Origin of the sequence: Fulvivirga lutea (assembly GCF_017068455.1) — a bacterium.
In the GTDB taxonomy this organism is placed as follows: Bacteria; Bacteroidota; Bacteroidia; order Cytophagales; family Cyclobacteriaceae; genus Fulvivirga; species Fulvivirga lutea.
On record NZ_CP070608.1, the window covers coordinates 886,622 to 900,680 of the forward strand.

Genomic DNA, 14,059 nt, shown 5'->3' on the forward strand with positions numbered 1-14,059 from the left:
GAAATTTACTGCAAGTTAAGAATCATTTTCTTCTCCAATAGTATTTTCTGCCTGAGCAAAATCTTTTGGAGTGGGAAGTTCATTAAGATGGTTGATGCCAAAATATTCCATGAACATATCGCTAGTACCATAAAGAACTGGTCTGCCTATGGTTTCTGCTTTTCCTTTTATTTCTACAAGGCCTTTTTCCAACAGCTTGTGAACGGCATAGTCGCAGTTAACTCCTCGAATAGCTTCCACATCACCTTTGGTAACGGGCTGTTTGTATGCAATTATTGAAAGAGTTTCAAGTGCAGAAGTAGATAATCTTCTTTTGGATTGCTGTTTTAAAAGTATTCCAATGCTGGCCTGGTAGGCTGCTTTGGTCATAAACTGATAGCCTCCAGCCGAGTGCGTTAGTTCAAAAGCATATTCCTCTGAATCATACTTATCCTTCAAGCGGGCAATAGCATCCTCAATGTCATTTTGTGGAACATCCGCTTCAAACATTTCTGTGAGGCAATTTTTAATGTCGCCCACTTTTATTGCAGTGGGCGAACAAAAAATGAGTGCTTCAATATGATTTTGCAGGAAGTCCAACTTAGCTCTGTTGGCTTAACTTGGCTTCAATCGATTGAGTAGTATGTGGTACGGCTCTTAATCTTTCTTTGGAGATAAGCTTACCTGAAACTGAACAGATACCATACGTGCCGTTCTTAATTCTGATCAGGGCGCTTTCCAAATTGTTTATAAATTTTTGCTGTCTTGCTGCAAGCTGACTTAAATTTTCTTTTTCTGCAGTATCTGCTCCGTCCTCTAAAACTTTCGTGTTACCAGAAGTGGAATCAGTTCCTTCGTCATCACTTTTATTCAGTGTGCCCTTTAATATTTTTAACTCGTTTTTAGCTTTATCAAGTTTCTCAAGAATTAATTCTTCAAACTCCTTTAATTCGGCATCTGAGTATCTCGTCTTTTCTTCCATTCCCTTGTTGTTAAGTTAGTAGTGGTTTGCCATTTGGCGCCTAAAAATAATTTAAGCATTGCAAAACAAAAAAGAATATTGAGAAATTAATGCATTTAGGGGAAAAATGTATGCTGGCTTAAGCGTTCGCTTGAAGGGTGTGATCAACTTTCATATTAGCCTTAATTCGATTTAAACGCTCTTTAATAGATTTTAAATCCATATTAATTCGGTACTTCATACGAATATATCTTCGTATGGCTTTTGGGTTTTGCCCTTGTTTGGCTAATAGTGTTATTACGGAATCAATCAGACAGTCCATACTTTATATACCGTATTTAGGGGTTAAAGGTTCGGGTATTTAAGAGAGAAAATAGAATATCTCTTTACTGTATTAATTAATCTTGGCTAACTGCTAAAATTTAGCACCAATCACCACTTTTTCTTTGAATTCTTGCACTTGACCAGTACTACCAAATGCCTCTGCATAAATGATATAATAGCCAACTCGTACACGCTCACCTGCATTGTTGGAACCATCCCAAATATAAAAACCGTCAGTGTTCACAAAATCATTTTGTGCAATGGATTTAATTTCTCTGCCGTTTACATCCAGAATTGTAATGGTAATTGCATATCCACCCTGATCGAACGAATAAGAAATGGTCGTGAAATCATCAATACCATCGCCATCAGGTACTATCACTTTTGGTGAAATGGTTAATTCACCTTGTGAGGCAGGTATTTCTGACCTACTGCTTGAGTTAATGTATCCTGGAGTAGCAAAGTCTTCTGCTGAAGAGGCAGAAAACCAATTTTCTTGTTCGTTGACAGGATTAGTTATTGTTACCCGTTCTAATGACACTCCATCTGTTTCGTTAAACAGAGGGTTATGTAAATCTTCGTAATAGTTAAAGAATTCAGCAATGACAGAATCTTTATTCATCAGAACAACCAGTCCTTCTTCATTCGGGTAGCTAGGCAATGAGCTAATCTCAATGTAGTTAGCAGGATCGGATTTAGGATATTGATTGGCCAGTAATAGGATGTCGGCTGTTACAGCCACATAACTTGCAGGACCAATGAAATTAGTTTGGCTTCCTAATTCGCGAATTGTACCGAGTTCAATTTCATTCTCAATAATTTCTCCGTTGGTTAATTTCCAACCATCGAGGTTAATAAATTTATTGCTTGAATTATAGAGCTCTACAAAATCAACCCCACCGGTTCTGGGGTTAAAGAGAATTTCGTTAATATGTAAATCTGTCAATTCAGCTTCTTCAATAAGTGAAAATTGAGCGGTGTTTGATCCATCACTAATGAGATTTCCAGGACAATCTGTGAGATTGTTAAATTCTATCCAATAGGATACTCCGCTTTGTAGTGGCGTTGATTCGCTTAGGATTACATACATATTGACCAAATCTTCGCTCATCCTTCTTTCAACTTCAAGGTTATTGGATAACGTTATCAAAGCTGTTTCGATAGAATTGGCATCCAACAGTTCGTTGAAAGTGACCAGTATGGTATCTGGTGCTAAGCCAATAGCTGATACTATCTCAGGGCCCTGATTATCTGAAATCTCACTAAATACTGAATTTTGCTTGCCAGGTGTACCACCCGTTTCATCTTCAGTAGCAATCCAATTAAGGTTATCGCTGCACGGATCGTTTAAATCAATAATTTCCAACGAGAATCCTCCATCATCTTTAATGGAACTTCTATACCAGGACGAGGTATAGTTGACTGAATCCAGCAGAACACCCACTTCATTTTTTAATGTGAGCACATCGCCAGAATTATTTAAGGAGGGTAAAGAGGTTAATGAGATTATATCAATATCAGAATCAAACAAAGGTGCGTTTTGTGCGCTTGTTAAAATCGCATAATTATTTGGATCAAGAACAAAGTAAGGAAAGATTGATGTGGAAGAGGCATCGGAAATCGACCAGTTATTTAAAATAAGTGTGTTATTTGTTCTGTTATAAATTTCCAGATATTCGGCATTAGGTAAACTCGTCTCGGCATTTGGATTAGCCATAATTTCGGTAATAATTACATCCTTGAAACTTAAGTCAGGATTTTCTATATACTGAAAGTTTATAGAATTAGGGCTCAAACCATTGCCAGTACAATCTAGCGCTCCATTGATAGTTAAAGTATAAGTTGTGCTGTTTTGTAAAGCAGGGTTGATTTGTAGTGATACTTGATTCGGATCCAATAGAGTTAATTGATTAATCGAAAAGCCGGGTAGGTTAAAATTGGGAATTACTAACGAAGTAGAATCTAATGGTTCTGAGAAAATAACACTTAATTCAGTTGATGAAATAGGGAGTGCCTGAACAATGAATGGTAGTTCACTTCCGCTATTCAGGTCGATAATTGAGTTTTCACTTCCTGGGGTACCGCCTTCTGCATTGTTTGAAGCCGCCCAATTTTCAATGCCTCCGCATACATTGTTCGGATTAATGAGTTCTAGCGTATATCCGCCACTGGATTTATCTTCATTCTGATACCAACTGCTCGAGTAATCTACAAAATCAATCAACTCATCATTTTCGTTTTTGAGTGTGAGTTGATCGCCCGGGTTATTTAAAGTCGACAAATTGGACATGCTGATTACATCTCCATAACTGGTAAATAAGTCGGCATTGGCATTACTCGTAAGAATTACATAACCATCGGGTAGTAAATTATAGGTTGGTAAAATTGCAGAACTAGTCGCATCAGAAAATGTCCAGTTAGCCAAGTCAAATGTCTTATCGGATCTATTATATATTTCAACGAATTCAGCGGCTGGAAGACCAACCACAGGATCAGGATCAGCAAAAATTTCATTGATAATAACATCTCTTAATTCAGCAATATCAGGGATAACGTAAATAAAATCTACTATTTCTGTGTTGATGGCATTGCCGTTTAAATCCTCAACGTTATTAATAGTCAAATTATAATTTGCTTCGATAAAGTCTGTACTAAATGTCAGTGTAACTTGATTATTAGAAGTTTTTAAAGCTGTAGATGGATTGCCATAACCATTATCAAGGGAATAATTACTAGTTGTTTCAGATGTAATCGTTTCAACACTTTCGTTATAGGTTACTATTAATTGATTTGGCTCCATAACTTCAATAGTTGTGATTGAAGGAGGTGTGATATCAGTGTTTGTGGCTGTAACTGACACATCATCAAAAAAGAATTCATCATTTCTTGTAGACGAGTGTTCAACTCTAAAACCAAAAAAATCACCCGAAACAAATTCTGTGTCATTTACAGAGCCAATTGTAGTGAATGTAGTTCCACCTGATGGATCAGCCTCAATCAACCAATTGCCAAGATCATCTCTGGTAACTCTGATCCTCACATTAATAGAAGTCGCAACGGAAGGATTTGGATCTGTGATCAATGCTGTGGCTGAACTAGTCTTGAAAAAATCGATGCCATCATCGCTTCCAGTTTTACCTAATCGAATGAAATAACCTTGTGGTGAAAGGCTTAAATCTGAATCATTACTTACTAAAAAAATTTCAATATTGTTATCGCTACTTGGCCCAAATCCGTATCTGGCTTTGAACTCCCACACAACCTCATTTCCGGATAATGAAGGAACATTTTGAGTCGTTATACTCAATGTGGCAGTAGCTGCTGGTCCTGCTGATTGGAGTTCACCTGAGTTTACCTGAAAGTCCACCCCATTTCCAGACGCATTGGAAGAAACCCATACCGGATTAGCGGTAAAATCTCCATCACTGAAATCATCAGTAAACTGTGAAAAACCATTGAGTGAAATGAAATAAATTAAAAAAGCAAGTAAATGTCTTTTCACGGATGCTTGTGATTATCGATTCTAAACATCAAATGTACTACTTTTGCATACCTATTTACAAGTAGATATTATTAGCAGATTATGAAATTAGCAGTTGTTGGAGCAACCGGACTCGTAGGACAAGAAGTTTTAAAAGTAATTAAAGAAAGAGGGTTTGAATACGATGAACTTTTTATGGTAGCATCGGAAAGATCAGTGGGAAAGAAACTTGAGTTTAAGGGTAAGGAATATGAGGTCATAGGATTAGATAAAGCGGTTTCATTGCAACCGGATATTGCCATATTTTCTGCTGGGGGCAGCACTTCTCTCGAATGGGCACCAAAGTTTGAGGCAGTAGGTACAATTGTTATCGACAATTCAAGCGCATGGAGAATGAGTCCGAAACATAAATTAGTAGTGCCTGAGGTGAATGGTGATGTCCTAAGAATTGATGACAGAATTATCGCCAACCCAAATTGCTCAACCATTCAAATGGTGTTAGCACTGGCGCCACTTCACAAAAAATATAAAGTAAAGCGAATAGTTGTCTCAACGTATCAATCAGTTACAGGCACCGGTAAGGCTGCTGTAGATCAGTTAATGAGCGAAAGAAGTGGTGATGAATCAACAAAAGTGTATCCACATAAGATAGATATGAATGCGTTGCCTCACATTGATGTATTTATGGACAATGGCTACACCAAAGAAGAGATGAAAATGGTAAATGAAACCAAGAAAATTCTTCAGGATGATAGCATTCAAGTTACTGCCACTGCCGTGCGTTTACCGGTAATGGGGGGTCACTCTGAGGCAATTAATGTAGAGTTCGAAAAAGACTATGATCTAAATGAGGTTCGAGAAATTTTGTCAAACTCGGCTGGTATTGTTGTTAAGGATGATGTAGCAAATAATGTGTACCCTATGCCATTAGATGCCCAGGGTAAAGACGAAGTGTTTGTTGGTCGTTTGCGCAGAGATGAGTCGCAACCAAACACATTAAACATGTGGGTTGTTGCAGATAACTTAAGAAAGGGAGCAGCTACCAATGCAGTTCAAATTGCAGAGTACATGGCGGTAAATAATTTAGTTTATTGATTGAAGGCATTATCAACTCGAAGGTTCAGCAGTTCATTTTAGAAAATGAATATGCAGATCCTTTTGAACTATCGCTGAATCATAAGGAAGTTGAAGGAGTATCGATTCAGTTAATAGCCCAGCAAATAGCTGCCAGAAAAAAGGCAAAAAGTAAGCTGCCAACCTGGTACAAAACACCGCAGATTATCTACCCGGTAAAGGTTTCAGTAGAACAAAGTTCTTCTGAACTAACGGCCAACTATAAAGCAACACTGGGCAAGGGTAATTCCTATATTGATTTAACAGCCGGAATGGGTGTTGATACCTGGGCGTTATCACAGCGATTTGCAAAAGGTATTTGCTTAGAGCAAAATCAAGAGCTCGCTAGACAAACTGAGCATAATTTGAAAGCTTTGGGTGTAGCTAATGTTGTAGTGATTCATACATCTGCTGAGGATTTCTTGGATGGTAACACTGAGAGTTTTGATCTTATTTATTTAGACCCTGCAAGAAGAGATGCGAATGCCAGAAAGGTTTTTACGCTGGAAGATTGCACTCCAAATATTGTTGAGTTATTACCTGCACTAAAAAAACATGGAAATCAAATATTGGTAAAAACAGCACCCTTAATGGATATTAATTTGTCTATTAAGTCTTTGCATGGCGTCAAGGAAGTTCATGTTGTGTCTGTTAACAACGATTGTAAGGAGGTTCTATATTTAATCGATGATCATTCAAATACAGAAGTAAAGGTTGTAACGGTTAATCTGAATGGTCATGCAATAGAAAAGTTCGATTTCAATCTCGACAAAGAGTCAGAACTATCTGTTAATTACTCCCCTCCAAAAAAATATTTGTTTGAGCCTAACGCCTCCATTATGAAAGCCGGTGGTTTCAAATCAATTGCTACTTACTACAATTTAGATAAGCTACATGCCAACACGCACCTCTACACAAGTGATAAATTAGCAGAGAATTTTCCAGGCAGAACTTTCCAAATTGATCATCTTATCAACTATAATAAAAAGGAGTTTCACCAATTAGGAATAGGGAATAAAGCCAATGTTGCAACTAGAAACTTTAAAGATTCTCCTGAGCAGATTAAGAAAAAGTTAGGTGTAAAAGATGGTGGTGAAATTTATCTATTTGCTTTCACAGACATATCAGGCAAAATGAAATTAGCAATATGTTCTAAAGTGAATAAATCTTAGTAAGCACCTCATAAATCACAAAAAAGAGAAGTGCTGCAAATCCATAGACTTTAATAACTTTTTTTCTGTTTTGCCTGTCTTCCCACCAGAGCATATACCAGGGTTTAAAAAGGCCAATCAGCAAGAATAATAGGCTAACTCCACAAGCGGCAAGACTTATATCAGCAAATAACTGCATCTTTTTTATCTTAGGTGTTACACTTCTTCAATTGAATGGAAGATACTATTTACACAGCATTAAAAAAACGAATAGAAACCTTTACTCAGTTATCTGAGGCTGAATGGCATGATTTCTCTTCAAAATGGAGGGTTAAGAAGTTTGCCAAAGATGAATTTGTATTAAAAGCAGGGCAGGTAGAGGGGTATTTTTATTTTGTTTTTGAGGGCTGCCATAGGCTTTTTGGAGATAGAGATGGAGAAGAAATTAATGTAGGCTTCTCCTATAATAATGAATTCTCAGGGGTGTATGACTCTTTCTTGGCCCAGCAGCCATCTGAAGCTTACTTACAATCTATTTCTGAAAGTGTAACCCTTCGTATTTCTTATGATGATTTGATGCAGCAGTTTGATAAATATAAAAGTATTGAGCGATGGGGCAGAAAGTTTAATGCGGAGATGCTTATTCTTATGGCCAAAAGGCAAGTTGAATCTCGATCCTACAGTGCAGAAGAAAAATACACTCGGTTGATGAATCAAAGCCCACATATTTTTCAGATAGTACCACTTAAACATCTGGCTTCCTATCTGGGCATGACGCCCGAAACACTCAGCAGACTCAGAAAAAAAGTGAAATAGACGAACTTGATATAGATCAATTTACAATCTGTGGGCACCGCTTATTTTTGTCAAAAATTTAGAATATGGCACAATTTAATAAACAGGAATTCATCGATTCTACATTAAAAAAAATAGCTGATCAAAAAGCATTTGTAAAAGAATTAAGTCAATCACCTATCGAGGAAATAACGAAGAAAGCATCTGAAAAAGAGTGGAGTGCGCTAGAATGTGTTGATCACATGAATAAAGCTATGAGCCTCTATACAGAGCAAATGAAAGAATTGAACTTAGAGAGTGGCGAGGAGGAAATTGTAAAAATTGGCTTGAAGGGTAATTTCTTTGCAGAGGGCATGAGACCTAAAGGTGAAAAAATATCTTATAAGATGCCCACCACCAAGATTTTCGTGCCTGAAAAGAATGACGCAACTATTATTTTGGAGAATTTTCTAAAAACTCTGGACTGGTCTGAGAATTTTCTCTTGAAGAACCGCCAGAATAAGTGGCACAAAGTAAAGGTAACTTCTGCTCTCGGTCCGCTGGTGAAGTTTAATTTGGCTGAAGCGTTTAATTTTCTTTTAGCACATAACGAACGACACATCTTACAAGCTAGAAAGGCCATGAATAGAATGTAGAAAGCCTTCCTTCTTGCAGGTATTTGGCTACATTTGCAGCCCAAATTAAAAGAACTGTTGGAAGCCAAAGACTTACTAAAGCTGTATAAAGCTGATGGCATCGTTCAAACATTCGCTGAAAAAACCAAAGCGAACCAGGAGCAGTACATCCAATTAAAGAAAATCACAGGAAGTTTAGATGCCATTTTGGTGGCTTGTGCTTATCAAACCAATCATCAAAATCATTTAGTAATACTTCATGATAAAGAGGAGGCAGCCTACTTTCATTATGACCTTCAAAATTTATTGGGCTCCAAAGAGGTTTTGTTTTTTCCAACATCCTACAAAAGGCCCTATGAGTTTGAAGAAACTGAGAATGCCAATGTGCTAATGCGGGCAGAAATTCTTAATCGGGTAAACCATAAGGCATCGTCTGGCGAAATAATTATTACCTATCCAGAGGCACTTACAGAAAAAGTGATCAACAAAAAATCACTTACAAAAAATACATTTAGTGCCAAAGTAGGCGAACAAATTGACATTGAGTTCTTTAGCGAACTGCTTACAACATACGATTTTGAAAAGACAGATTTTGTTTACGAAGCAGGCCAATTTGCAGTAAGAGGAGGTATTTTAGATATCTTTTCTTATGCGCATGATTTACCTTACCGTATTGAACTTTTCGGTAATGAAATTGAAAGTATCAGAACCTTCGATCCAAACAGTCAGCTTTCAGTAGATAGCGTCAAAGAGATCAATTTGATTCCTAATGTGCAGACCAAATTAATACATGAAGAGCGCCAGGGGTTTATAGATTTCCTTCCAAATAACACCAAAATATGGTATAAAGATTATCAGCACACGCTTGATATTATAGATGCCTATTTTGACAAGGCGTCACAAAGCTTCGGAGATATTTTAGAAGAAAGTGGTAAAACACAAGTAGTGCTAAATCCAGAAGATCTGTTTGAAAGCTCAAAGACGTTCAAAAGTCAGCTAAAGGATATCACTCAAATAGAATTCGGTAATCGATACTATTTTAAGAATGCCGATGTTGTAGAATTTGAATCAGAACCTCAGCCTTCGTTTAACAAGAATTTTGAGTTACTGGTTAAAAATGTAAGTGAAAATCAGACGCAGGGGTTTACTACATTAATAGCTTCAGATTCTCATAGGCAGCTCGAAAGACTAGCAGATATTTTTGAAGAAATTGATCATCAAACGCAATTTCAAGGCTTTAATATTAGCTTGAGAGGCGGTTTTATTGATAAGATCGTTAAAATCGCCTGTTATACCGACCACCAGATTTTTGAGCGTTTTCATAGATATAAAACCAAAGACAAGCATTCTAAATCAAAGGCGCTTACATTAAAAGAACTAAAGACTTTACAACCCGGAGATTTTGTAACGCACATAGACTATGGAATTGGAAAGTTTGCCGGTATGGAGCGACAGGAACATGATGGGAAAGTTCAGGAATCAGTTCGTTTGATCTATCGTGATGATGATTTGCTTTATGTAAGTATTCATTCACTTCATAAAATTTCTAAATACTCTGGTAAAGAAGGTACACCACCATCCATAAGTAAATTGGGTTCATCGGAATGGGAAAACAAAAAGACAAAAGCCAAAAAGCAGGTTAAGGATATCGCCAAAGATTTAATTAACCTTTATGCAAAACGAAAGCAAGCACCTGGCTTTGCCTATTCCAAAGATAGTTTTCTTCAGGCCGAATTGGAGTCTTCTTTTATCTATGAAGACACTCCTGATCAGGCTAAAGCTACTGCCGATGTGAAGGAAGACATGGAGCAACCACATCCAATGGATCGTCTTGTTTGCGGAGATGTGGGATTCGGTAAAACTGAAGTGGCAATAAGGGCTGCATTTAAGGCTGCCACAGATAACAAACAAGTGGCAGTATTGGTGCCTACTACCATATTGGCTATGCAGCACTATCGCACTTTTACTGAAAGATTGGGCGATTTACCTGTGAAAGTGGAATACATCAATAGATTTAGATCGCCTCAAGCCATTAAAGAAACACTTAAAAGGGTAGCATCAGGTGAAACAAGTATTCTAATAGGTACGCATCGGATTGTGGGTAAGGATGTGAAGTTTAAGGATCTGGGACTTATGATTATTGATGAGGAGCAGAAGTTTGGTGTAAAGGTAAAAGAGAAGTTGAAGGAGATGCGTGTAAATGTAGATGCTCTCACACTAACGGCTACACCTATACCAAGAACACTTCATTTCTCTTTAATGGGCGCCAGAGACTTAAGCGTAATTTCTACGCCACCTCCAAACCGACAGCCTGTAACTACAGAAATCCATACATTCAATGAGGTGGTAGTAAGAGATGCAATTAGCTTTGAATTACGCAGAGGCGGCCAGGTGTTTTTTGTTCACAATAGAGTGGGCGACATTGAAAGTGTTGGTAATATAATTCTGCAGTTAGTGCCTGACGCTAGAATAGGTATTGCTCATGGGCAAATGGATGGGCAAAGATTGGAGAAAACCATGATGAAGTTCATCGAAGGTGAATACGATGTGCTTATATCAACTAACATTATCGAATCCGGATTAGATATCCCTAATGCTAATACGATCATCATTAATCAAGCGCATATGTTTGGCCTTTCTGATTTGCACCAAATGCGCGGCCGCGTAGGTAGAAGCAACAAAAAGGCATTTTGTTATTTGTTAACGCCACCAACCATTGGTCTCTCATCAGATTCACGTAAAAGATTAGGCACACTAGAAGAATTTTCAGATTTGGGCGATGGCTTTAAAGTGGCCATGCGCGATTTGGATATTCGAGGAGCCGGTAATTTACTCGGTTCAGAGCAAAGTGGTTTTATTACAGATTTAGGGTTTGATATGTACCATAAAATTCTGGATGAAGCTGTTCAGGAACTGAAGGAAACTGAATTTAAAGATCTATTTGCTAAAGAACTTACTGATTCACATAAGCATTTGGTACAAGATTGTAATATAGAAACCGATCTTGAACTCATTATACCTGAAGAATATGTTGGTAACATTTCAGAGAGGTTAAGTCTATACAATACTCTTGACAACCTTAAAAAAGAGGAAGAATTACTTGAATTTACCAGCTCACTCATCGATAGGTTTGGTAAGTTACCAGATACAGTTCATGATTTAATTGAAACTGTAAGATTGAGGTGGCAAGCTGAAGATCTTGGTTTTGAAAAGCTTACTATCAAAAATGGTAAATTGAAAGGCTATTTTATGTCTTCTGATAACAAGGAATACTTTAATTCTGATGTTTTCGGAGCAATCCTAACCTACGTACAGTCACATCCGAAGAAATGCAGGTTGAAAGAGTATAAAGGTAAATTGATTCTAACAGTTGAGGAAGTGGAATCAATTGATGAAGCCAAATCTACATTACAGGCAATCCTTGATAAATCAGTAGTAAAGGTCTGAAATATCAATGTGGTCTAAATATGCGTCTGCAAGACGGATATTTTTAAATGCATGAATCCCTAATACTTTGCCTTCAGCAGGTGAGTAATTTACTTCTACGAAGTAATCCTTCATTAAATACAAGTAATGTTTTGTGCCCGCTTCTTCTCTGTATAAGATGTAGTCAGCGAAAACCGTGATGAAGTCACACTTCTTATCGAACGGTAATACTTGAAAGTCTGTTAATGAGATCATAGCCGTAACATTTGTTACGACTACTAGTGAAAATTTTGTGCCAGTGGATAAAAAGGCTCTAAATGAGCATTTTATACTTTGGTTTTTCCAAAATGGGAATTTTGCAAGGCGTTATTCTCCCAAATTGGGACTTGTTAAAAACTCATAAGCTCTTTAAAGCGCTGGGTTTGTCTTCTGGAAACGTCAACTTCATGGCCACCTTTTAAGTAAATTTTTATACTTCCGCTGAACCATGGCTCAATACGCTCCACCCATTTTAAATTGATGATTTGCTGTCTGTTTGCACGGAAAAATGTTTTGGTATCCAAGCGAGATTCAAGGTAATTCAGTGTTCTTGGAATCATTGGTTTATGCTCATCAAAATAGATTTTGGTATAGTTTCCATCCACTTCAAAAATTCTAACATTGGAAAGCTGAACAAACCAGCATCTTTCACCATCTTTAACAAAAACCTGATGATTCTCAGTCATTCGATCCTCCTCATCTACATTCTGCTTATCTATCTTCTCTTGGATTTTGTTCAAAGCCCCAGCTAATCGGTCTTTTTGAATAGGCTTTTGCAGATAGTCAAGTGCGTTATATTCAAAAGCTTTAATAGCATATTCATCATAAGCTGTAGTAAAAATAATTTCAGGAACCTCCTCCAATTCTTCCAATAGCTCAAAACCACTTTTGCCAGGCATTTGAATATCCAGAAATACTAAATCCGGCTTTTTTTCCTCAATGAATTCTTTTGCTTCATTGGCATTGGCGGCCTCACCAATAATATTTACAAAATCGAAATCCTTTAATAATCTTTTCAATTCATTCCTAGCTAATCGTGAGTCATCTACTACTAATGCATTCATATCAATGGTATTTTAAAGCTGGCTTTCACCTGATTTTCATTCAAATTATTGATCTCCAAGTTGGAGATTTTTCCAAAAAGTAATCTAAGTCTATCAGAAGCGTTTTTCAATCCTATTCCAGTGCCCTTTTTATCATTATTTATTTGACCGGAATTAATAACCTCTACTATCAAATTATCATCGGATAAATAAGATTTAATATTTATTTCGCCTCCATCGGGTAAATTGGATATACCATGTTTTATGGCATTTTCAACTAACAACTGAATGGCCATAGGCGGCACTTTCAAGTCCAGAGTTTCTGGTTTTATTTCAAGAGAATATTTTAGCCGATCTTCAAACTGAATAGATTCAAGATTCAGATAGTTCTGAACAACGTCTAACTCCTGCTCAATACTTACTTTTTCACGATTATTAAACTGTATCGAATACCTAAGTAAGTCGGATAAATGCCCGATCATATCCCTGGATTTTTCAGGATTTTCAATCACTAGTGAACGGATATTATTTAAGCAGTTAAAAAGAAAATGAGGGTTTATTTGTGATTTAAGAGCTATTAACTCAGCATCTTTCACAGCGGCTTCCAATCGCCATTTCTCAATCTCACTACTTTTAAGGTTAATAAAGAATTTGAAAAGAAAGTAAAGTATCGACCAGCCAGCTGCAACAATGGAAAGGTTAAGTACAATGATTACCGCAATTGCGAACGTAAACTCCTGATCACTTTCTACATAAAAAAAAGTGTTGTTAATAGGTAAAACAATGGCTGACCAGATGATGCCAAGTAAAATGGATGCAAGAATTACTCGGCCTGAGAGCTTAAATATTCCTACTTTCTCCCATTCATATTTTTTAATATAGCTTCGATATATGTGGGTAAGTATAAAGCCAACAATTACTGTGTTGAGGTATCCAACAATTATTTGCCACTGGTAATCATTAAAATAGGCTGCAACTCCAGCATAGAATACAAAGAATAGACTCCAGCCAATGAGCTGGAAAATCCAATACATTTTCTTCGTATTAATGGGCTGTTGTGTCATTCTAAATTCTAATTCCTGCATCAAATTTCTGATTTATCCGATTGCTTTCAATTTAATTATAATCCTGTG

12 protein-coding genes are annotated in these 14,059 nt (G+C 37.0%); 5 read left to right on the plus strand and 7 right to left on the minus strand.

Annotated elements, in window-relative coordinates; all coding sequences use genetic code 11:
- Window positions 1-15 precede the first annotated feature (15 nt).
- The 3 genes from scpB to JR347_RS04160 all read right to left on the minus strand — a co-directional run bounded on the left by scpB (window position 16) and on the right by JR347_RS04160 (window position 4,766).
- The gene (scpB, locus tag JR347_RS04150; RefSeq protein ID WP_205722794.1) at window positions 16-579 is read right to left on the minus strand and encodes an SMC-Scp complex subunit ScpB; all 564 of its coding nucleotides are present in this window, start codon (window positions 577-579) and stop codon (window positions 16-18) included.
- 1 nt (window position 580) lies between these two features.
- Complete coding sequence (locus tag JR347_RS04155) at window positions 581-961, minus strand: TraR/DksA family transcriptional regulator (RefSeq protein ID WP_205722795.1); 381 nt, start codon at window positions 959-961, stop codon at window positions 581-583.
- 394 nt (window positions 962-1,355) lie between these two features.
- On the minus strand, window positions 1,356-4,766 hold the full coding sequence (locus JR347_RS04160) for a lamin tail domain-containing protein (protein ID WP_205722796.1): 3,411 nt from the start codon (window positions 4,764-4,766) through the stop codon (window positions 1,356-1,358).
- Window positions 4,767-4,847: 81 nt separating this feature from the next.
- Between JR347_RS04160 and JR347_RS04165 the strand changes: the two genes are divergently transcribed.
- Together JR347_RS04165 and JR347_RS04170 are read left to right on the plus strand one after the other, a co-directional pair.
- Window positions 4,848-5,840, plus strand: a complete 993-nt coding sequence (locus JR347_RS04165) for an aspartate-semialdehyde dehydrogenase (RefSeq protein ID WP_205722797.1) — start codon at window positions 4,848-4,850, stop codon at window positions 5,838-5,840.
- Complete coding sequence (locus JR347_RS04170) at window positions 5,837-7,030, plus strand: class I SAM-dependent methyltransferase (RefSeq protein ID WP_205722798.1); 1,194 nt, start codon at window positions 5,837-5,839, stop codon at window positions 7,028-7,030. Before JR347_RS04165 ends, JR347_RS04170 begins: the two co-directional genes overlap by 4 nt.
- Here the strand turns inward: JR347_RS04170 and JR347_RS04175 are convergent.
- The gene (locus tag JR347_RS04175; protein ID WP_205722799.1) at window positions 7,011-7,208 is read right to left on the minus strand and encodes a hypothetical protein; all 198 of its coding nucleotides are present in this window, start codon (window positions 7,206-7,208) and stop codon (window positions 7,011-7,013) included. The two genes, JR347_RS04170 and JR347_RS04175, sit on opposite strands and share 20 nt — an antisense overlap.
- A 35-nt stretch (window positions 7,209-7,243) precedes the next feature.
- Here JR347_RS04175 and JR347_RS04180 point away from each other — a divergent pair, with 35 nt between their 5' ends.
- The 3 genes from JR347_RS04180 to mfd all read left to right on the plus strand — a co-directional run bounded on the left by JR347_RS04180 (window position 7,244) and on the right by mfd (window position 11,865).
- Complete coding sequence (locus JR347_RS04180; protein WP_205722800.1) at window positions 7,244-7,825, plus strand: Crp/Fnr family transcriptional regulator; 582 nt, start codon at window positions 7,244-7,246, stop codon at window positions 7,823-7,825.
- A gap of 65 nt (window positions 7,826-7,890) precedes the next feature.
- Window positions 7,891-8,439, plus strand: a complete 549-nt coding sequence (locus JR347_RS04185) for a DinB family protein (protein WP_205722801.1) — start codon at window positions 7,891-7,893, stop codon at window positions 8,437-8,439.
- 57 nt (window positions 8,440-8,496) lie between these two features.
- Window positions 8,497-11,865 carry a transcription-repair coupling factor gene (gene mfd, locus JR347_RS04190; protein WP_205723839.1) on the plus strand — a complete coding sequence of 1,123 codons (3,369 nt, stop codon included), beginning with the start codon at window positions 8,497-8,499 and terminating at the stop codon, window positions 11,863-11,865.
- Here the strand turns inward: mfd and JR347_RS04195 are convergent.
- The 3 genes from JR347_RS04195 to JR347_RS04205 all read right to left on the minus strand — a co-directional run bounded on the left by JR347_RS04195 (window position 11,848) and on the right by JR347_RS04205 (window position 14,011).
- Window positions 11,848-12,099 carry a hypothetical protein gene (locus JR347_RS04195; protein ID WP_205722802.1) on the minus strand — a complete coding sequence of 84 codons (252 nt, stop codon included), beginning with the start codon at window positions 12,097-12,099 and terminating at the stop codon, window positions 11,848-11,850. The two genes, mfd and JR347_RS04195, sit on opposite strands and share 18 nt — an antisense overlap.
- A gap of 134 nt (window positions 12,100-12,233) precedes the next feature.
- Complete coding sequence (locus JR347_RS04200; protein ID WP_205722803.1) at window positions 12,234-12,947, minus strand: LytR/AlgR family response regulator transcription factor; 714 nt, start codon at window positions 12,945-12,947, stop codon at window positions 12,234-12,236.
- Window positions 12,944-14,011 (minus strand): sensor histidine kinase, encoded by a 1,068-nt coding sequence (locus JR347_RS04205; protein WP_205722804.1) that lies wholly within the window; start codon window positions 14,009-14,011, stop codon window positions 12,944-12,946. The genes JR347_RS04200 and JR347_RS04205 overlap by 4 nt, the downstream gene beginning before the upstream one ends.
- Window positions 14,012-14,059: the final 48 nt, after the last annotated feature.